Here is a 20437-nt window from a genome sequence, read left to right on the forward strand (position 1 = left end):
CACCTGTCTCGCCGCTCCGAGGCCGATAGCAGCACCACAGCTGGGCCTGCTGTTCCTTGACAGCTCACTTGCTTTGTCATTATAATCTTTTTAAGATATTTAAAAACCTCCTTCGACTTCTTTCTCGCAAGAGGAGAGGAGGTTTTTTTGTAGTCCGGCTATTTCTTCTTGCATCGCGGATGGATTCATTGCTGCGTCCTGGCCAGCGCTGGCTTTGGCCCTCTCTCCTCTTGGTACTCTCCTGTCCGCCGGCGCTGGCAGATGAGGCAATGTGCAGCCGCAACGAGCTAGCTAGTGCTTCTGGACTAAAGGAGTGCCAGCGTTGAGCAATGATACGTTTAGCCCGCAGGGCAAATTCACACCTCCGAAGGAATCTCCCTGGTCACTCTCGACGAGACGCATCGCCACTGCCGGTGTGCTGGCCGGTCTGACCATCTTAATGGCCTACATTCCCTTCGTTGGCTATATTCCTCTGCCAACGCCGGCGGGGGCCGCCACGACGGAGCATCTGCCGGTCATCGTCGGTTCTGTGCTTGAAGGCCCGCTGGTCGGTATGATCACGGGTTTCTTTTTCGGCCTGACCAGCTTCCTGCGCGCCGGCAGCCCTCTGTTCAAGGACCCGCTGATCGCTTTCCTGCCGCGCATTCTGATCGGCCTGACATCATGGCTAGCCTTTGCCGCTCTGCAGCGCACGAATCGCACTGCGGCCTCGGCCCTGGCGGGTGCCATCGGTTCGGCCACCAATACGGTCTTTGTGCTTGGCCTTGGTTTCCTGCGCGGCTATTTGCCCTGGGGCTTCATCGTGCTGATTATTCCCCAGGCCGTGGTGGAGGCGATCGCGGCAGCCATCGTAATCACTCTGATCGTGCGCTCCTACGAGGCAGTGCGGGGCCGGCTGGCGCGTGCGCGCGAGACCAAGCCACGCGATACTCTGCCTTACTAAGGAGTCGGGCCCGCTGAGCTATGATCGAGGTCAACAACGTTACGTTCCGCTATAGTGGCGAGGCTGAAGAGGGCATAGCTCCAGCCCTGGAAGAGGTTACGCTGCGGATCGATGAGGGCGAAACTATCGCCCTCATCGGTCACAATGGCTCGGGCAAGAGCACCCTGGCCCGCCTGCTGGCGGCCATCGTGCTGCCACAGCGGGGGAGCGTGATCGTCGATGGCCTGCGCACGGACGCCGGCGGCGAGAGTCTCTGGCAGATCCGTCAGTCTGTGGGCCTTGTTTTCCAGAACCCCGATGATCAGCTGGTCACCAATACGGTGATCGATGAGATCGCCTTTGGGCCGGAAAACCTGGGCCTGCCGCGCTTCGAAATTGAGGAGCGCGTTGAGGAGATGCTTGATTTGCTTGATCTGCGACCATACGCCAGACACGCAGTGAGCGATCTCTCTCAGGGCCAAAAGCAGCGACTGGCGGTGGCCGGTGTCCTGGCCATGCGTCCCCGCTACCTGATCCTGGACGAGCCAACGACGATGATCCCCGGACACACTGCCGAGCAGCTGCTTGAGACGGTGCGTCGCCTGGCACGGGAGCGAGGCATCAGCGTGCTCCATATTACGCACCATATGTACGAGCTTGCCGATTTTGATCGCGTGATTGTCATGAACCGGGGGCGCGTGCTGCTGGACGGGACGCCGGCCAGCGTCCTGCGCCATCGGGAGGAGCTGGAGCGCGCTGGCCTGGGTCTGCCGCTGATTACGCAGCTCGGCCAACGGTTGCGCGCCAGGGGATGGTCGCAGCTCCCAGAGGTGATTCTGACTCTGGATGATCTGAAGGCGGCTTTATGCTCTTTGAAGTAAAGGATGTCTACTATACCCGCATGCGCGGGACGCCGTTTGCGGTCGAGGCCCTCAAGGGCTGTAGCCTGACGATCCCCGAGGGCAAGATTACCGCTATTGTGGGACCAACACAGGCCGGCAAGTCGACGCTGCTGCTGACGCTCTTGGGCCTGTTCCGACCGAGCCGTGGCTCGGTGCTCTTTCGCGGCCAGGATATCCACCAGGCCGCTTTCGATCTTGAGGCTCTACGCTTGCGCGTCGGTATTGTCTTTCAGTCTCCCGAGGCCCAACTCTTTGAGGAGACGGTTGGCAAGGATGTCTCCTTCGGGCCTCGTCGGAAAAAGCTTTCGCCGGCGCAGTCGCGGCGCCTGGTCCAGGAATCGCTGGAGGCGGTGGGACTCCCCTACGAGGAGTTCCGGACACGCTACATTGCCTCCTTGAGCGGCGGACAGAAGCGTCGTGTGGCGATCGCCGGCGTGTTGGCCCTGGAACCCGAGGCCATTCTCTTCGATGAGCCGACGGCGGGCCTCGATCCCCAGGGCCGGCAGGAGCTGCTGGCTTTGCTTCAGCGCTTGAAGACGGAGCGCCGGCTGACGATTGTGCTCACATCGAGCAGCCTGGCCGATGTGGCCATGCTGGCCGATCAGGTGATTGTTCTCCATGAGGGACGTGTGGTCTTGAGCGGTAGCCCTCGCACGGTCCTGGCTCACGCCGAGGAGCTGCTTGCGCTCGATATTACCTTGCCCGAGATTACGCAAATCGCTCTGGGCTTGCGCTCGCTCTGGCCCGCTCTCCGTTGCGATGTGCTGACCTTGGATGAGCTTGAAGAGGAGCTGGTGCGCTTCCTTCCTCATGCCGCCAGCCAGGAGACTCAGCTCTCCTCTCCGTGATACTCGCCAGTAGGTGGATACCATGATTGAGATCTCGCGCCATATCTCCTTTGGTCAATACGTCGATAACGGCTCATGGCTAACCCGCCTTGATCCGCGGGCCAAGATCCTCTGCTTTGCTCTCGCTGTCGCTGCTTTTACCTATATTAGCCAGTTTGCTGCGCTGGCTCTCTGCTTATTTTTCTGTCTTTTCCTTCAGTGGCTCTCTCGCCTGCCTCTGCGCTATGTGCTGCAGGGTATGCGCATGTTCATCAGCTTTCTAGTGGTACTCTATGCCTTTCAGGTGTTGTTCTATACGTCGAGCACGCAGGCGACGAGCGTGATCTGGCACTGGGGAGTGTTGACGATTTCCTGGGAGGGCCTCGTTCACAGTACGCAGGTCGATCTGCGAGTGATTTTCCTGTACTATTTGACTTCGCTCCTGATGCTGACTACTTCGCTGGTCGATCTGGCCGATGGAGCGGAGGCTTTGCTGCGTCCCCTCCGTCGCCTCGGGCTGCCGGTTCACGAGCTGGTGATGGTCTTTGTGATTGCCCTGAAGTTTGTGCCCCTCCTCATTACTGAGGTGGAACGCTTGAGCATCGCCCAGGCGACGCGTGGAGTGCGCTTCGGACGCGGCAACCCCTGGCAGCGTATTCGGGCGCTGAGTGGGATCATTGTGCCGCTCTTCATGAGCGGGCTGCAGCGCGTGGAGATGTTAAGCACGGCTATGGAGGCTCGTTGCTATCGCGCCGGCTACCGCGGCTGGCGTCGCAGTAAGCTGCATGCTTTGCAGTGGACTGGCGCCGATAGCCTGGCGCTGGCCTGCTGTCTGCTCCTCTGCGGGCTGTTGGTGGCCCTCAATCTTGTCAGCCCTTTCTAGGCGGCGCCGGCAGAGCCGTGTGGCTAGTATGCCAGCGCCGCTGCCCCATGCCGGGCTTACTTTGAGGATGTTCTGAGTCCGTTCGCGATCGCTCCCTGACCTGACCTGATCTGGCCTGAGCCGCGATCTCGTCCACTGGCCGCTCTCATTCCCAGCCTCATTTTTCTTCCAGTGTCCTGCTCCCCGACTTTGGCCTTGCTTGTACTCAGTCTGGCGGCTTTGTGTCAATATGACGAGAGAAAATGTTGACAAACCATCGCCTAATCCGTAAACTTATATCATAAACTATCAGACTAACCTGGATGGAAGCCGGGAGGAAGGGGAGAAGGAGGGCTTATGGCCTGCGCTGGTTGTTGTTGTGATGGCGTGTGCTCAGCGAGGCCGGGCGGACTGCGTCAGCGAGGAAGGTAATCAGGCAGGTATATGGAGATGACCAGCATAGATCTTGACGTTGATATTCTTGTGATCGGTGGGGGTGTTGTTGGCTGCGCGATCCTACGCGAGCTTGCGCGTTACGATGCCAGCATTGCTTTGCTGGAGCAGTACCCCGACGTCTGTGAAGGTACCAGCAAGGCCAATAGCGCTATTGTGCACACTGGCTTTGATGCCAGGCCAGGCACCCTGGAGGCGCGCTTGCTGGCCGAGGCGCGTCAACTGTGGCCGGAGGTCATTGCGCGCCTTCACATTCCCTATCTGCAGACGGGGGCGCTGATGGTGGCCCTCAATGAACAGGAACAGGCCACCATTGCCAGGGAAATTGTGCCCAAAGCAGCGGCCAATGGGATCACGTTGCAGCCGTTGAGCCGGGCGGAGATTCTGGAGGCGGCCCCTTACGTCAACGAGCGCATCGTTGGCGGTGTTCTGGTCGAAGGTGAAGGGGTCATCGATCCTTTTTGGACGACACGCGCCTACTGCGAGCATGCCCTCCTTAATGGGGCCCAGCTCTTTCTGGGTGAGCGCGTGAGCGCCATTGAGGTAGGACCACAGCGGCTTCGGGTGCGCACGGAAAACGGCAAAACCTTTTCGGCGGCCCTCGTTGTCAATGCTGCTGGGCTGTGGGCCGACGAGATCGCGCGCCTGGCGGGCGATCATTCCTTCAGACTCACACCACGCAAAGGTGAGTTTCTGATCACCGAGGAGGACCACGGCGTTGCTCAGATCATTCTGCCGGTACCAAGCGAGGTCTCCAAGGGTATTTTGGTGACACCGATCGTTTTCGGCGGTGTCTTGCTTGGGCCGACAGCAGAGGATGTCAGCGATAAGAGAGACCTGGCGACAACCACGGCGGGGCAGCAGCGCATCCGCGAGGGTGTGGGAAGGCTGGTGCCAGCTATGAGCACAGTCTCTACCGTGCGTCAGTTCGCCGGCCTGCGCGCCGTGAGCAGTACCGGCGACTACATCATTCGCCCTTCAACCGTCAGCGAGCGTCTGCTTCATGTGGCTGGTATTCGCTCTACCGGTCTGTCGGCTTCACCGGCCATTGGGCACTACGTTGGAAAGCTGGTCGGGGAAACGTTGGGGCTGCGTCTGCGTACCAGCTACCGCGAGACACTACCAGAGCCTCTGAGTGAAGCCGCCCATGAAGATGGCGAGGTGGTCTGCCTCTGCCGTTCGATTACTCGCGGCGAGATCCTGGCCGCCCTGCGCTCAACCCTCCCTCCGCAGACTCTGGATGGCCTGAAGCGGCGGACGGGCGCGATGTTGGGCGAGTGCCAGGGCAATCTCTGCCTCCCTCGTCTGATCGCATTGTTCCAGCAGGAGCTGGGACGCGATCCTTTGTCTCTGGAGAAGCATGCCCCAGGCTCACGCTTGCTGGTCGAGCGCCTGACGCACCTTGGGGGCGTCCCCGCCCACAGCGGTGAGCGGCCCAAGCGAGGACAGTAGGTCAGCATCCTCTGGCCTGCCAATCGCTGGGAGTGTTGGTAAATGCAGGAGCAAAGGAAGCAGATGAGGAAGATGCAGATGTCAGCATATACCTTGGAGGACATGCCTCTGATGGAAGACCTGCATGAGGGAGATTATGATGTGGCCATTGTTGGAGCCGGCCTGAGCGCCTTGAGCCTGCTGCATAGTGGGGGCACGGCCCTCGGGCGCACGGTGGTGCTCGATTACCAGGAGCAGGTGGGCGGATTGCTGCGCTATCTGTTGCCAGCCGACGGCTTTGGAACAGAGTGGGAGCTGCTGCGGGATTTCCAGCTTCCCTCGGGGGTGAGGTTGCTCCTGCAAACGACGGCAGTAGGACTGCTGCCTGCCAACGATGCAGAGCCGACCCATACGCTGGTCGTACGTCGGCGCCAGGGCACGACGCAGCTGCGCGCTCGCCAGGTGGTAATCGCCTGCGGCGGAGTGGAGCGTCCCCGCGAGCATGATGCTATTCCCGGGACACGTCCGTCGGGAGTCATGACACCCGTACTGGCTCTGCAGCTGCTGGCCCAGGGGTACCTGCCCGGGCGGCGCGCCCTGGTCTACGGCGATTCGCGCTACGCCCTGGCCACGGCCAGGCGTCTGGCTGAGGTGGGCCTGGAGGTGATCACGGCAGCTCCCGCCAGTGGCAATGGTCGCTCGGTCAGGCTCTGCGGAACCTTGCAGGAGATCTGCGGCTTTCCTCGCCTCACCGCCGTGCGCTTGCTCTGTGACCAGCAGTCGGTGGAAGTCGAGGTCGATACCTTGATCTACGCCACGGGCTTGCTGGCTGGCACGCACTGGCTGAAGGGCAGCGGCGTTGCATTGACCGCTGCTGGCACCATCGCCGTCGATGCCCACTATCGCACGAATATTCCGGGCATCTATGCCATCGGCACAGTGGTCAGACCGGAGTTAGACCATGAGGATTCCGTGCGAATGGGGAAAGAGGTGGCAACCCTGCTGCCAGGAGGTGTATCATGAAGCTCAACGGCGCGGTCAACGTCAGCGCGCCCCGAGAAGAGGTCTGGCAGATCTTTATGGACCCGACTCAGCTCTGTCGGGTCGTCCCAGGCTGCGAGCAGGCGCAACGTGTCGATGACACCCACTATGAGGCGCTGCTGGCGGTCAAGATTCAGTTCATGACCATCCGCGCCCGCGCCCACGGTACCTTGCTGGAGGCGCGTGAGCCGGACCATCTGGTCGCCGAGATGGTCGGCGAGCCGCTGGCAATGGCCGGGGCTTTCCGCGCCCACTTGGTGGTTGACCTGATCCCCATCTCTATGACGGGAGGAACGGAGGTACGTTACACGATCGAACTTTCGATGCTGGGACGCCTGGCAAGCCTGGGCGAGGCCATCATCCGGGCAACGGCGAATCGGCTGGCGTCACAGTTCGCCGCCAATGTTGCTCAGCTCTTCTCAGCCCAGGCTCAGGAACCTGGTCAACGCTAGAGGCGGCTCTTGCTCGCCTGGTCTGCCCGCCGCCGGGCCGGGTTGGCCCAGCTCTACCACTCCTTCATTCCTCAACGGGATGAAGCTATCACACGGTCTGCTGCGCAGGGGAGCGCGCCCATGAGGCCCTGAGCTGAGGATTGCTATCAGCCCGACTAGCTAGATGGCGCCCACCGGGCTGGCACGGATCTTGTTCCTTAGCCAACGGCCCATCAAGGATGCGCATCTGTTCGCCCTGCCGAAGAAAGGAGCACCTTCTATGTCGCTCAGCGAGCAACCAAAGCTGGTCTCAGAAGAGCAGCTTGTCGAACAGTTTGGCTACCGGCAGGAGTTCCGCCGCGAATTGAAGCGCTTCGCTTCCTTCGCTGTAGGTTTCTCCTTTATCTCGATCACGACGGGTATCTTCACCACTTACGGCTCAGTGCTGAACTGGGGTGGGCCTCGCGGCATCTGGACCTGGCCACTGGTCATTGTCGGTCAGCTCCTGGTGGCGCTCGTTTTTGGGGCTCTGGCCTCCCGCATTCCGCTGGCCGGCTATTCATATCAGTGGGCCTCGCGTCTGATTAACCCAAAGATCGGCTGGCTCACAGGCTGGATCTCCTTCACCTTCCTGGTGGTCGATGTGGTGGCAGTCGACTATGCGGTGGCACAGACAGTTCTGCCGATGCTCTTCGGCTATACAGAAACGCCAGTCAATGCCTGGATCGCCACCGCGGCGGTGATTCTCATCCAGACGCTGCTCGTGCTCTTTTCTACTGTCTGGGCGACGCGCATCAACAATACCGCCGTCGGCACGGAGGTGGTTGGCATTGTGGGCCTGACCTTACTGCTGCTGATCGTCGGCGGTGTCCGTGGCCTGCTCCACCCCGATCATCTCTTCAGCACAGGCAGCGTTCCCGCCGCCAACTACTTCAGCTTTGGCGGCCTCTTCTCCAGCGGCCCCTTCATGCTCTCCTTCTTGCTGGGAGCCTTCACAATTGTCGGATTTGAGGCCGCAGCGAACCTGGCCGAGGAGACGCAGGAGGCACACCGTACGGTGCCGTTTGCCATGTGGTCTTCGGTTCTGCTAAGCGGCATTGTCGGTTTCGCCTTCCTGATCGCCCTCAATCTGGCCTCGGACAATTTACAGGCGCTGGCCGGCTCCGCGACGCCAGTGGCCGATATCATTACCCATATCCTCGGGCCGATCGTTGGCGATATTTTCCTGGTGCTGGTGACGTTCTCGATCTTTGCCTGCGGCCTGGTGATCTTTATCACACTGACACGTCTGATCTGGGCAATGTCGCGCGACGAGCGCTTTCCTGCCTCGCGCTGGCTGCGCCAGGTTAATCCCAATACGGGCACGCCGGTTCCATCGACGGTGCTTTCCTTTGTCCTGTGCGAGCTGGTCCTGGCCCTCTTTGCCGGCATCGGTCTGGCTCAGAACCAGACAACAACCCTCGGCAATCTCTTTTCGGCGGCTACCCTCTTGCCCGCGATCATCTATCTGTTGACGGTGATCTATTATGTGGCTGCCCGACGGCGGCTGCCCTCTATTCCCGGCGGCCTCAATCTGGGGGTCTTTGAGTGGCCGGTGATTATTCTGGCCCTCATCTGGCTCGTCTTCGAACTGCTGATCTTCCGCGATGGGCAGTTCGCTGTTCCCTGGCTCTATACCCTGGGGATGTTCGCGCTCGGCCTGATCTACTTCGTCTGGCTGCTGATTGCACGACCGGCGGTCCTTAAGACAGTACCGATCGAGGAGACGGTACGGGCCCTGGGCAACTCCTCACCTTCCGCCGAGATCTCAGGCTCGTCAACGACGTAGCAGAGCCGGCGCACTCTATCCGACCAGCCCAACCTGCTTGCTACCCTGGCCTGTTCGGGCGCTTGCTTACTCTCTACGGGTGAATGAGGGATCAGCAGCGCACGAGCAGGGCCAGAGGCGATGAGATGCCGCCGGCCATGCTGTGTTGGGAAGGGCATCAGTACAGGAGGAGAGCAAGGATGATGGCTCCCGCAATACTCGCTATCGATCAGGGAACCACCCGCACAAAAGCGCTCGTGTTTGATGCCGAAGCTCGTTGTCTGGCTCAAGCTGCGAGCGAGGTGCCGCTGACTTATCCACAACCGGGCTGGGTGGAACAGAATCCCTATGACTTGCTGGAGAGTGTGATCGCGAACGCCCGCGCGGCTCTGCAGAGCGCCGGCGAGGTGTCACTGCTGGCCTGCGGCCTGGCGAATCAGGGCGAGACGGTAGTGGTCTGGCATCGGCGCAGCGGGCAGCCGCTCTATAACGCCATTAGCTGGCAGGACCGCCGCACCGATCTGCTGTGCGAGCAGCTGCGCCGCGAGGGAGCCGAACGCTTGATTCGCGAACGTACCGGATTACCGCTTGATCCCTATTTTTCGGCAACGAAGATCCGCTGGATTCTGGATAATGTCCCCGGGGCACGTGAGCTAGCTGCTCGCGGGGAGCTACTGGCAGGCACGACCGACGCCTGGCTGATGTGGTGCCTGCTGGGCGAGCATCGTACCGATGAGACAACGGCCTCCCGAACGATGCTCTATAATCCTCGTCTGCGCGACTGGGATGAGGAGATCCTGGCGCTGCTGGAGATCCCCCGCTCAATCTTGCCAGAGATTCAGCCGTCGTGTTCGCTCTTTGGTACGATCTCGGCGGAGCACTTCGGGCACCCTTTGCCGCTGACTGCCTCCCTGGTGGACCAACAAGCGGCCCTCTTCGGCCAGGCTTGCTATGCTCCCAACGATGTCAAGGTGACGTACGGTACCGGCGCCTTTATCTTGCTCAACGCCGGCCAGACGCTGCCGACTTCACACCACGGTTTGCTCCCGACAGTGGCCTGGTCACGCGGCGAGGAGATCGTTTATGCTCTTGACGGCGGAATCTATGTGGCCGGGGCCGCGATCCAGTGGCTGCGCGATATTGGCCTGGTTCACAGCCCCGAGGAGACGCTGGAGCTGGCTCTCTCAGTCCCTGACAGCGGTGGCGTCTTCTTTGTGCCAGCTCTGGCCGGCCTGGCGGCCCCCTATTGGGATAGCTACGCCCGCGGTACGATTATTGGCTTGACTCGCGGCACAACACGCGCCCATCTGGTACGGGCCACCCTGGAGGGAATCGCTTTCAGTACTCGCGACGTGCTGCAGGCAATGGTTCAAGATACCGGGCGTCCAATCCGCAGCTTGAAAGTCGACGGCGGCGCCTCGGCCAATAGCTTCCTGATGCAGGCGCTGGCCGATATTACCGGGGTCGAGGTACATATCGCCGCCGTCCAGGAAACGACAGCCCTGGGTGCCGCTTTTCTGGCAGGGATCGGGGCCGGCCTCTGGCACGATGAGAGGGAGACGGCTCGCCTCTGGCGCGAGGCGAAGGTCTACCGCCCGCGTGGCAATGGTTCGATCGAGGCACTCTATCGGCGCTGGTTTAATGCGGTGGAGCGCGCACGCGGCTGGGCCGCTATTGCTTAAGCCTGCTTTCGTTCTGCCTGCCATCGACTCGTACTGACCTTCGCTCACCGCCAGTCTGGAGTCAAGAGCGGGGAGCCACCTCGCTAGCCCGGCGAGATGGCTCCCCTCGTGCTTGCTCCGCCGCCCCTCATTTGCCGCTCACTGCTGCCCCCAGAACCGTCAGTCTCGCCGGCGTCTGGCTTCTCTTCCTTCCCCCCGACAGGGAAGGGTACGCTCCCGCCCCCTCTCGCTGGATCTCGAACTCGGCGCCCCTCTGGAGACGAACAGATGCTCTTGACAAATGTTCTCAACAGTGAGTATACTTTGAATTGCATAAACTGTCGTTATTGTTTCTGTCTATGTTGCCCGGGTCTACCACATCTAGAACACTTGTTCTGATAGAGTGCAACCACCCGGGGAGAAGCCGCTAGCAGGATCAGGGATATGGTGCGAGAGCTGAGCGCGGCGGTCGGGGTGGAGATTGGAAGCAGTCGGGCGACGATCGCAATTATTTCTGCCGACGGTCAGGTCCGGGAGCGCTTCGAAGCCAGAACGCTGCGCGGGCGGCCAGCGCGAGCCACGCTGGAGCCATATCTACGGGCGATAGATGCCGCCATACAGCGAGCCGAGGGAGCAGGTTACGCTCTGCGCGGCATTGGCGTGGCCTTGCCGGGGAAACCTGATCAGACATACCGCCGTCCTTTTCTCATTCCTCTCCTTCCCTCCCTCAATCATTTTCCCCTCTGCGATCTACTCGAAACGCGCTATCACTTGCCTGTACGACTGCACAGCGACGTTGAGGCCGCAGCGCTGGGTGAATATGCCTTTGGTGCCGCCAGGAACAGGCGCCAGGCTTTGCTACTCACCGTCCAAGCGGTTGTGGGCGCGGCTCTGATCAGTGATGGGCAACCGGAGCCAACGGCCCGCGACTGCACTGGTCACGTCTGTCATCTGCCCGTGGCCAACACTGGCCCGCGCTGTAGCTGTGGGCGCCGTGGCTGTATCAGTACCCTGGTGTCGCTCGAGGCGCTCCAGCGTCTGATTCAGCGTGCAGCTCGCAAGGGTGAATCGAGCAGCCTGATTCAGCGCCTCAGCAATCGCGAGAACTTCAGCGCCCAGTTGCTGGCCGAGGAGGCGGCCCGGGGAGACAACGTGGCGCTCTCTATTTATCAAGAAGTAGGGCACTGGCTCGGCATTGCAGTGGCTTATTATCTGCGCCATTTCGCGCCCGAGGTCGTAGTGCTGGGGAACGGCCTGCTCAACGCTGATGAGCTGTTGCTCGGTTATCTGCGTCACTCGCTCCTCTCCCAATTTGGGGCGCCAACAGCGGCGGAAGAGGGTCAGCGCGTCCAGGCCCTGAGCATTGTCCCGGCGCATTTGGGACGGGATGCGGCTCTCATCGGTAGCACCGTACCGTTCCTGGCTCCACTACCGGCCCACCGTGCTGAGGGAGAACCATTAGCCTTGCCCTCTGAGGAGGCTCCTGCACTCGCCAGCGGAGGCGGAGGCGGGCTGGCTCTAGAAGAGCTGGCCGCCCGACGGCGGGAGGCCCGTTCTTCTAGCCGCACCTATCGCCTTCCCCCCGCCAGCGACGATCTCAGCCGGCTGGTCGCCGAGCGTCCTCAGCCATCAGGGCCTCTCTCCCCCGATGACTTAGGCCCTGCAGCGCCTTCTCATCCCCGCGTGAATCCTCGCCGCCTGCGTGGTCGCGATCATTAGGCCGGCCCAGAGGCCAGGACTCTTCCCACTGAGGAGCGGCAAAAACCAGCTGCACCAACATAGGTAGATGCTGCGGCTGCACCAGGTAGGCCCGTCCGAGGTGGCAGAGGCGTTGTCGCCTGGTGCCGGGCATAGTTTTGATAAACCACAGTCTGGGCCTGGGCTTCGCGGCTGCGCAGCTTTTATCAGCGAGATGAATCCGGCCATAGGTCTCCGCAGCGGTGGTGCCGTCTGGATTTTCGATCACAGGCCAGAGCGAGCGGCTCTCAATGTGGTGCCTTATAAGACCAGAGCGATCCCGCTCCACCTAAGCAGTGCGGCCCTCAGTCGGCAGGGGGCGATTGTCTGGTGAGCCTTGTCCCTGTCAGCCAGGCAGCGCTTGGCGCTCTCTTGACTGGCCGCTCTATTACTACTACTATAAGAAATCAGCACGCCCAAAAGAGCAGCCCGGCCAGGCGAGAGCAATCGCTGGCCGAGACCCCAAGCTGTCGCGCTGCGGCAGCCGGCCTTATTAGGCCCGCCGACGCGCTCCAGTTCACGCTGACAAAGAGTGGAGAAGGAGTAAGGGCGAGAGTTAAAGGAGAGCGACCCGCTAGCGCGCAGTTTTCGCGGCGGAAGCAGAACTACAGGCGAGCAAGGTATTCAGCGCCGAGCAGGGAAAGAGGGACTCACGAGAGGCAGGCGGCTTTTAGAGGTCAAGCACCTCGCCTGTATCATCCACGTCTTCTAATTCACCACGATCGATGATGGCCTCTCGCTCATCCAGCATGCCTGGCAGGGGATCGATGTACATGGTGCGGCGCACCAGATCGATCTGCTTGATCACCTCTTTGACGGCAGGGATTAAGGCTTGCCTGCCATCTGGCATGCGGATTGCATAGACATCGTTGCTACCGGTTAGCCAGATCTCAGTGATCGACCCCACCTCCTGGCCATCGAGGGTAAAGACACGCAGGTTGAGGATATCATGCTGATAATACGAATCGGGAGGCAGGGGAGGCAACTCGGCCAATGGAATCTGCAGCTCGCAGTTGCGCAGGGCCTCGGCAGCTGTCAGCGAATCGAAGCCCTGCAGCTTCAGCAGAACGAGGCCGCTCTTGTAGGGACGGACATGCTCGATGCGATGGCGCCGGGGAGGGGAACCGCAATAGATAGCCTCCAGCTGCGCAAAACGATCAGGCAGGTCGCTCATCGGCAACACCTTGATCTCGCCACGCAACCCGAAGGGGGCAATCACCCGCCCCACGGTCGCCCATTCCATATCACCTTGGATAGAACTGGCAGTTATTGCCCGCTCAGCGTCTCTCATAGGAGTTTCCGAGAGAAAAACAGGGTTAGCGAAACCAGGCTAGACAACCTTCAAGGAGGTATGGCGGCCTTCGCGCGTCCCCATAGCGCGCATCAGCGTACGCAGGGCCTTGGCCACGCGGCCCTCTCGCCCGATCACCTTGCCGTAGTCCTCGGGCGCCACTCGCAGCTCAAGGACCACTGCCTGGCGGTCGTTGCGTACCTCGCGCACCTGCACCGCCGCCGGGTTGTCGACCAGCGACTGCGCAATATACTCCACCAAGCGGCGCATCGAAGAATTTCTCACGGCCATAGCTAGCTACTCTGCCTTACCAGAGGAAGCAGAACCCGCCTTCGCCTGCTCGAAGCGCTCCAGCACTCCAGCGCTCTTGAAGAGCGCAACCACGGCCTCTGAGGGCTGTGCCCCATGCTGCAGCCAGCGCAGCGCCTTCTGCTCATCGATCTGCACCGCCGCCGGCTCGCGCAACGGATTATACCAGCCGATATTCTCAATAATGCGCCCATCGCGCGGCGAAGGGGCATTCGCGACCACAATGCGATAGCTGGGCGCCTTCTTCTTGCCCACACGCATCAAACGAATCTTAACAGCCATGCTTCCCTCTTCTCACCTCTCCCCAACGGGGAAAGTCCTCAACAGTACTTTCTCTTTCGCTAGCCCGGGCTGGCCATTGCGCGTTTCAATCCAGCCTGCGTAGAGCTAGCGCCCTCATTGATCTTATCGGCGGAACCACGCCCGTCAAGCTGTCCCCTCCTCACTCCAGCCAGCCGCGCCGAGGACAGCGCTTCATACACAGACGACGCCAAAGCAAGAGAGAGCTGGAGCAAACGCTGCGCTGCTGCGCGCGTGGCATAGCCTGCGTAGATGCTGGACAAGGCATAGGGCATGGCCCCAATGGCGTCATCAGGATAGCACGGGTGACAAATTTTGTCAACAGATGGAGTGGTGGGCCTCCACGCCTGCTCAAGGCTCGGGTCACGCAGGGCGCCGGCCAGGGCCAGAGCGGGTCAACCGATCTGAGTCGAGCAGAACAGGAAAGGAAGCACTCAGCTCGCTAGCTCTCTGCTATAATGAGGCGCGAATGCAGAGTATGAGGGGGCATAGCTTGTTCATGCGTCGTACAAAGATTGTCTGTACCATCGGACCGGCCAGCAGCAGTGAGGAGCGTCTGGAGCAGCTGATGCTGGCCGGGATGAACGTCGCCCGACTCAATTTCTCTCACGGCACCCACGAGGAGCACGCCGCGGTAATTGAGCGCATCCGACGCATCTCGACGCGGCTGGGCTGGCCCGTGGCCATCCTCCAGGATTTGCAGGGACCGAAGATCCGCGTCGGCAGTTTGCCCGGCGGGCAGCCGCTGCGCCTGGAGACCGGCAGGCAGGTGATTATCACAACGCGCGAGCCGGCCACCAACGGTGAGGGTGCTCCACTCCCAGAGCAGAGCGGCGAGCTGCCGGTCATTCCCACTACGTATGGGCAGCTCGCTCAAGACGTCAAGCCTGGCGATCGCATCCTGCTCGACGACGGCCTGATGGAGCTACGCGTGCTCGCTAGCGACGGTCTTTCCGTGCGCTGTCAGGTGGTTCACGGGGGTTTACTCAAGGAGCACAAAGGCATGAATTTGCCGGGCGTGACCGTCAGTGCCCCTGCCCTGAGTGAGAAGGATCGCGCTGATCTGCGCTTCGGCGTCCAATACGGAGTCGACTATGTGGCACTAAGCTTCGTGCGCCGGCCAGAGGATGTGCTGGAGGCCCGGCGCTTTCTTCAGGAGCTGCAGGCGGAGATCACTGTCCATGAGGGCAGACAGCAGGCCGTGGGTGACATTCCCCTGATTGTAAAATTGGAGAAGCCAGAGGCCGTGGCGCGCCTCGATGAGATTCTGGAGGTGGCCGATGGGTTGATGGTAGCCCGCGGCGATCTCGGGGTCGAAATGTCGCTAGAGAAGGTGCCGCTGATCCAGAAGCGCGTTATCGCTCGCTGCAACGAGCTAGGACTGCCAGTGATTACGGCCACGCAAATGCTGGAGTCGATGGTGACCAACCCTACGCCGACGCGCGCGGAGGTCGCTGATGTCTCTAATGCTCTGCTTGATGGCACCGACGCCGTGATGTTGAGCGCCGAGACGGCCAGCGGCTCCTACCCCGTGGAGGCAGTAGCGATGATGGTGCGCATTATTCAGGAGACTGAGGCCGACGATCGAACCGCTCAGCCGCCACATTGCCGACGCCTGTCCCAGGAGCACGCTGTCAGTCACGCCGCCCGCGCACTCTCCGAGGAGGCCAGTGTACGGGCGATTGTGGTCTTTACGCGCTCGGGCAACTCGGCCCGCCTGATCTCCAAAGACCGACCGCGCCGCCCGATCCTGGCGTATACTCCCTCGGAGCGCGTCTATCGTCAGCTAGCCCTTTGGTGGGGCGTCTGGCCACGCCTGATCGAGATGCATGGGACGACCGAAGAGCTGATCGCTACTGTTGAGCAGCGCCTCTTGAGCGACCATTTGCTCGGCGAGGGTGAGCATGTGGTGATTATGGGCGGGCTGCCGGTAGCCAGTCGCGCACGCACCAATTTTGTCAAACTGCATCGCATCGGAGAGGGGCGCGCCTCCGGCTAGCTCAGGTCAGCAAGAGCCATCGCTCCTTTCTTCCTCAGCGCCCTGCCCCCCGCTTCCCGCCTCCCTGACGCGACACCGCGGCGGAGGGCACCAGCAGGTTGGCAGCGGCGCGTTTCGTTTGACATCCTCGCTGAATAGGACTATACTGGAAAACATCAGACCAGCGCCATCGGCTGCGGCGGGTAATAGCGATGTTATCCCGCCGCGCCTTATTGCAACGGGGCAAGACATGGCATGGCACGTACCGCCTGGCTGGCTCGGCTCTTGAGTCCTGTTTCAGGAAGAAGAGGTGTGCATGACTGTTCAGCAGGAAAAGAATCCAATCCCCGTTCCCCAGGTTGAGCCGCGGGCTCCGATCCCTAAGCAGAATCTCCGCATTCCCGGCCCCACTGTGGTGCCGGATGAGATCCTGGCAGAGATGGCCCGCCCGATGATCAACCACCGCGGGCCGGAATTCGCCGCTATTCTGCGCCGTGTTACCGCACGGTTGCAATACTTTTTCCAGACGCGCTCTCCTGTCCTGACGTATCCCGCCTCCGGCACAGGCGGGCAGGAAAGCGCTATTGTTAATCTGTTCTCCCCAGGCGACCATGTGGTGGCGATTACAATCGGCTCCTTCGGCAATCGCTTCGCACGTATCGCCGAGACCTACGGGCTGCAGGTGAGCCGCATCGAGTTCCCCTGGGGTGAGGGGGCCGACCCAGATGTGGTAGAGAGCCGCCTGAAGACGCTGCCCCCCTACCGCGGAGTGCTGGTTACCCATAATGAGACGTCGACGGGGGTGACCAACGATATTCAGACGCTGGCCTCGCTGATCAGGCGTCACAATCCCGATGCCCTGATCGCTGTGGACGCCGTTAGCTCTCTGGGCTGCATTCCGCTAGAAATGGATCTGTGGGACCTCGATGTCGTCTTTACGGGTTCGCAGAAGGGCTGGATGTCTCCGCCCGGGGTGATGATGATCGCCGCCAGCGAACGCGCCTGGCAGGCCAATAAGAGCGCCAAACTGCCGCGCTTTTACTTTGATTGGGCCAGCTCGCGCAAGAAACTGGAGGCCGGTCAGCATCCTACGACGCCGGCGGTCTCGGTCTTCTATGCCCTCGATCGCGCTTTGGAGCTAATGCTGGAAGAAGGACGCGAAGCGATCTTTGAGCGCCACCGCCGCGCCGGTGAGTACGTGCGCCGCCGCGCTCGCGAGATGGGCCTCGAATTGTTCGCGAATCCACGCTACGCTTCGAACACGGTAACAGCGGTCCGCCTGCCAGAGGGCTTCAATGCCAAGGCTTTTATGAAGGCTCTGCGCGAGCAGGATGGCGTCGTTCTGGGTGGCGGTCAGGAACACCTGGAGGGCAAGATTTTCCGCGTCGGCCATCTGGGCTACTTCCGCGAGGAGGATCTGGCCGAGGCGATGGATAAGGTGGAGCAGCGCCTGCGCTCTTTCGGCTTCACGGGCCACTGAACGCCGCTGCAGGAAGAGGGAGCAAGGCTATGGTGATGGCTGAGGATAGACAGCCTGCGCCGCCCGCGCCAACAGAGACCGTAAAGATTTTGATTGCTGATCGCGTGGCTCAGGAGGGCATCGATTTTCTACGCACCCATCTGCCAGAGGCCACGATCGATGTGCGTACGGGCCTCTCTCCCGCTGAGCTATGCTCGATCATCGGCGATTACGCCGCTCTCGTCGTGCGCAGTGAGACGCAAGTGACGCGCGAAGTGCTCGCTGCTGGCAAGCGCCTGAAGATTGTGGCGCGCGCCGGGGTGGGCGTGGATAATATCGATCTAGAGACAGCGACACGCCTCGGCATCATGGTGGTGAATTCCCCGCTGGGCAACGTGATCGCTGCTGCCGAGCATACGATCGCGATGTTGCTGGCCCTGGCGCGCCATATTCCCGCCGCCGACCGCAGTATGAAGGCCGGTAAGTGGGAGAAGAGCCGCTTCCTGGGCAGCGAGGTCCGCAATAAAGTGCTCGGTATCGTTGGCCTGGGAAAGGTCGGTAGCGAGGTAGCAAAGCGCGCTCGCGGTCTGGAGATGGAGGTGATCGCTTTCGATCCCTACGTCTCGGCGGAGCAGGCCAGTAAGCTGGGCGTACAGATGACGAACCTTGAGGACCTGCTGCGTCGCTCCGACTTCGTAACGCTCCATACTTCGCTGACAACCGGCCCCTCCGGAACACGCGGCCTGATCGGCGCCCGCGAGCTGAGCCTGATGAAGCCCAGCGCTCGCTTGATTAACTGCGCGCGTGGCGGCATCATCGATGAAGAGGCCTTGTTGCAGGCGCTTAAAGAGCAGCGCCTGGCCGGGGCCGCGCTCGACGTGTTCAGCCAGGAGCCGATTCGCGATCACGCTCTGCTACGGGAGCTGGTCAGTCACGAGCAGGTGGTAGCTACTCCTCACCTGGGGGCCTCGACCGAGGAGGCTCAGGTCGGCGTGGCTCTCGACGTGGCTGAACAGATTGTGACCGTCCTACGCGGTGGCTTCCCTCGTGCCGCGGTCAACGCCCCGCTCATTCTGCCCGAGACACTGAAGGTCCTCCAGCCCTATATGACGCTGTTGGAGAAAATGGGGCGCCTCTATACCCAGCTCCAGCCAGGTCCGCTCCATCGCATCGAGCTGTCTTACAGCGGCGAGATTACCGCCTACGATCTGCGTCCGCTCCAGGCTGCTCTCATTAAGGGCTTGCTGGAACCTATCTCAGACGCGCATGTCAACATGATCAATGCTCCTCTGTTAGCGAAACAACGCGGCCTGGAGATCACGGAGCAGAAGTCACCTACGGCAAGCGAGTTTGCTAACCTGGTGACGCTGCGCGTGCTCGATGTCAATGGCCGGGCCTCTTTCGCGGGTCAGGGCGAGAGCGAGGCTGAGCATGTCGAGCTGCTCAGTGGCACAGTCATGCATGGGGAGCCGCGTATTGTGCGGGTCGGTCGCTACTGGACGGAGTTTGTGCCCGAGGGTTACATTCTCTTCTGCCGCAATCCCGATCAACCTGGCATGATCGGGCGCGTGGGCACCATCCTGGGCAAGGCCGGCGTCAATATCCGCCATATGGATGTCGGACCGATCGAGCGCGCTCCACGTCCGCGTCACCCCGGCGCCAAACCCGACATCGCTCTGATGATTATCTCGGTCGACGATCCGATCCCCGAGTGGGCCCTCGAAGAGATCCGCGCCTCTGGCGATATCTTCGGCTTGACGGTGGTCAACCTCTGAGGAGCAACGCCTGTCGAGGGGCACTGCTAGCTTGCTTGTTTGCCTGGACAGGCAAGCCCAGGCGCTAAAGGGCAGCCCTTCTCCGCCTCAGCTAGAGCTTTAGATGCGGGGGGGCTGCCTTCCTCTTCTCCCTCTTCAGATCTATGCTCCTCAGCTCATTGGACTTTGAGCAGCTGGCGCTCGGCCTCCTCATTCTGGCGCGAGTGCTCTTGCAGAAAGCGCTGCTTGAGCCGACGCTGCAGCAGGCGGCTTACGACCAGCGAGAGCGCCATGAGGACCACTAAAATCAGACAGGCCGGCAGCGTATACTGCTGGATCAGAGCGACCCCCCAACGCCAATGCTTTCCAAGCACCATGCCGATGCGAATGATCACCACACACCAGAGCAGGGAGCCCAGAAACATGGCCAGGAGGAAGCGCCGGTAACTCAGGCGCGACATGCCCGCCAGAAAGCAGGCAAAGGGACGAACATAAGGAGTGATCCGCGAGAGGAAGATCATCCAGACCCCCGCATGCTGAAACCAACCCTCTGCCACATTCGCTTTGCCCTCATCAATATGCAGGAATCTCATCAGCCGCACCAGCGCCGGACGCCCTCCCCATTCGCCAATCCAGTAGGCCAGGCAGGCCCCCGCACAGCTTCCCAACAGTGCAGCCCCGGCCAATGGCCAGAAATCCAGATGGCCGAGCGTCACCAGCGCTCCAGTGAGTAGCAAAAGCGTACTGTTGATGACCGGAATTCCACAGCTTTCTAAAAAGAGAAATAGGGCTACAATACTATAAATAACTATTGGATGAGCTTTGAAAAAAATATTGTCGAGCAGGAACTGGATCAGTGTCTCTAGCATGCTGTTCCTTTCTGCTTAGACCAAACCATGCCAGCCAGCTAGCCAGTCAATCTATCCAATGGCGGAAAGCGGCCCTCTGCTTTTCTCTCTTCTTTCTGAAGAGTATACAACAGAAGAAGCCATTACTTACCTATCGTGAAATGGTCCCAAATATGTCTCAAACCAGGTCTTCATGTGCCCTTTTTACTCCACCCATAAGACGAGTGGGCCATCAATAGAGTTGCAAGCCCTGGCCCGAAGCGGTGAGCTATCTTGCTCTGCAACAAAGTTGGTCTGGCAACGTATCATCTAAGCGAATAGCCTTCTTCGACGCAAGGGGAGCGCGTAGCAGGTCCATAGTGGGGAGATTTCATTGTCAAGTCTGAGCCAGTGCCTCTGCCTGCGCCACGCCCGTGTGCGCCCA

General features: G+C 60.8%; 17 protein-coding genes. 13 read left to right on the forward strand and 4 right to left on the reverse strand.

What is annotated here, in order from left to right; genetic code table 11:
- The first annotated feature begins 322 nt into the window (after positions 1 to 322).
- The 10 genes from IRZ31_RS08320 to IRZ31_RS08365 all read left to right on the forward strand — a co-directional run bounded on the left by IRZ31_RS08320 (position 323) and on the right by IRZ31_RS08365 (position 12056).
- Positions 323 to 943 carry an ECF transporter S component gene (locus IRZ31_RS08320; RefSeq protein ID WP_151726761.1) on the forward strand — a complete coding sequence of 207 codons (621 nt, stop codon included), beginning with the start codon at positions 323 to 325 and terminating at the stop codon, positions 941 to 943.
- 20 nt (positions 944 to 963) lie between these two features.
- Positions 964 to 1803: an ATP-binding cassette domain-containing protein gene (locus IRZ31_RS08325; protein ID WP_112428067.1), complete on the forward strand. Its 840-nt coding sequence runs from the start codon at positions 964 to 966 to the stop codon at positions 1801 to 1803.
- On the forward strand, positions 1788 to 2672 hold the full coding sequence (locus IRZ31_RS08330) for an ATP-binding cassette domain-containing protein (protein WP_297152294.1): 885 nt from the start codon (positions 1788 to 1790) through the stop codon (positions 2670 to 2672). Before IRZ31_RS08325 ends, IRZ31_RS08330 begins: the two co-directional genes overlap by 16 nt.
- 22 nt (positions 2673 to 2694) lie before the next feature.
- A complete protein-coding gene (locus IRZ31_RS08335; protein WP_297152298.1) occupies positions 2695 to 3534 on the forward strand; it encodes an energy-coupling factor transporter transmembrane component T in 840 nt (279 codons plus the stop codon).
- Positions 3535 to 3963: 429 nt separating this feature from the next.
- A complete protein-coding gene (locus tag IRZ31_RS08340; protein ID WP_297152301.1) occupies positions 3964 to 5418 on the forward strand; it encodes an NAD(P)/FAD-dependent oxidoreductase in 1455 nt (484 codons plus the stop codon).
- Positions 5419 to 5490: 72 nt separating this feature from the next.
- A complete protein-coding gene (locus IRZ31_RS08345) occupies positions 5491 to 6420 on the forward strand; it encodes an FAD-dependent oxidoreductase (RefSeq protein ID WP_297152304.1) in 930 nt (309 codons plus the stop codon).
- Entirely contained in the window at positions 6417 to 6890 is a 474-nt protein-coding gene (locus IRZ31_RS08350) for a carbon monoxide dehydrogenase subunit G (protein WP_297152306.1), read from the forward strand. The genes IRZ31_RS08345 and IRZ31_RS08350 overlap by 4 nt, the downstream gene beginning before the upstream one ends.
- A gap of 259 nt (positions 6891 to 7149) precedes the next feature.
- A complete protein-coding gene (locus IRZ31_RS08355; RefSeq protein WP_297152309.1) occupies positions 7150 to 8697 on the forward strand; it encodes an amino acid permease in 1548 nt (515 codons plus the stop codon).
- A gap of 179 nt (positions 8698 to 8876) precedes the next feature.
- Positions 8877 to 10358, forward strand: coding sequence for a glycerol kinase GlpK (gene glpK, locus IRZ31_RS08360; RefSeq protein ID WP_297152313.1), 1482 nt, complete (start codon positions 8877 to 8879; stop codon positions 10356 to 10358).
- A 423-nt stretch (positions 10359 to 10781) separates the two neighbouring features.
- Positions 10782 to 12056: an ROK family protein gene (locus IRZ31_RS08365; RefSeq protein WP_297152316.1), complete on the forward strand. Its 1275-nt coding sequence runs from the start codon at positions 10782 to 10784 to the stop codon at positions 12054 to 12056.
- A gap of 688 nt (positions 12057 to 12744) precedes the next feature.
- On the opposite strand, the gene rimM is transcribed toward IRZ31_RS08365, so the two are convergent.
- The 3 genes from rimM to rpsP form a co-directional block, all read right to left on the reverse strand.
- On the reverse strand, positions 12745 to 13317 hold the full coding sequence (rimM, locus tag IRZ31_RS08370; protein ID WP_297152319.1) for a ribosome maturation factor RimM: 573 nt from the start codon (positions 13315 to 13317) through the stop codon (positions 12745 to 12747).
- Positions 13318 to 13404: 87 nt separating this feature from the next.
- Positions 13405 to 13635, reverse strand: a complete 231-nt coding sequence (locus IRZ31_RS08375; protein WP_069803405.1) for a KH domain-containing protein — start codon at positions 13633 to 13635, stop codon at positions 13405 to 13407.
- Between the two features lie 27 nt (positions 13636 to 13662).
- Complete coding sequence (gene rpsP, locus IRZ31_RS08380; RefSeq protein WP_151726770.1) at positions 13663 to 13956, reverse strand: 30S ribosomal protein S16; 294 nt, start codon at positions 13954 to 13956, stop codon at positions 13663 to 13665.
- Positions 13957 to 14473: 517 nt separating this feature from the next.
- Between rpsP and pyk the strand changes: the two genes are divergently transcribed.
- The 3 genes from pyk to serA all read left to right on the forward strand — a co-directional run bounded on the left by pyk (position 14474) and on the right by serA (position 19186).
- Positions 14474 to 15973, forward strand: coding sequence for a pyruvate kinase (gene pyk, locus IRZ31_RS08385; RefSeq protein ID WP_297152326.1), 1500 nt, complete (start codon positions 14474 to 14476; stop codon positions 15971 to 15973).
- Between the two features lie 295 nt (positions 15974 to 16268).
- Positions 16269 to 17432 carry an alanine--glyoxylate aminotransferase family protein gene (locus IRZ31_RS08390; RefSeq protein ID WP_297152329.1) on the forward strand — a complete coding sequence of 388 codons (1164 nt, stop codon included), beginning with the start codon at positions 16269 to 16271 and terminating at the stop codon, positions 17430 to 17432.
- 35 nt (positions 17433 to 17467) lie between these two features.
- Entirely contained in the window at positions 17468 to 19186 is a 1719-nt protein-coding gene (serA, locus tag IRZ31_RS08395) for a phosphoglycerate dehydrogenase (RefSeq protein WP_297152332.1), read from the forward strand.
- Between the two features lie 155 nt (positions 19187 to 19341).
- Here serA and IRZ31_RS08400 read toward each other — a convergent pair whose 3' ends face one another.
- A complete protein-coding gene (locus IRZ31_RS08400; protein WP_297152334.1) occupies positions 19342 to 20034 on the reverse strand; it encodes a DedA family protein in 693 nt (230 codons plus the stop codon).
- Positions 20035 to 20437: the final 403 nt, after the last annotated feature.

The sequence above is a fragment of the Thermogemmatispora sp. genome (genome assembly GCF_019683635.1).
In the GTDB taxonomy this organism is placed as follows: Bacteria; Chloroflexota; Ktedonobacteria; order Ktedonobacterales; family Ktedonobacteraceae; genus Thermogemmatispora.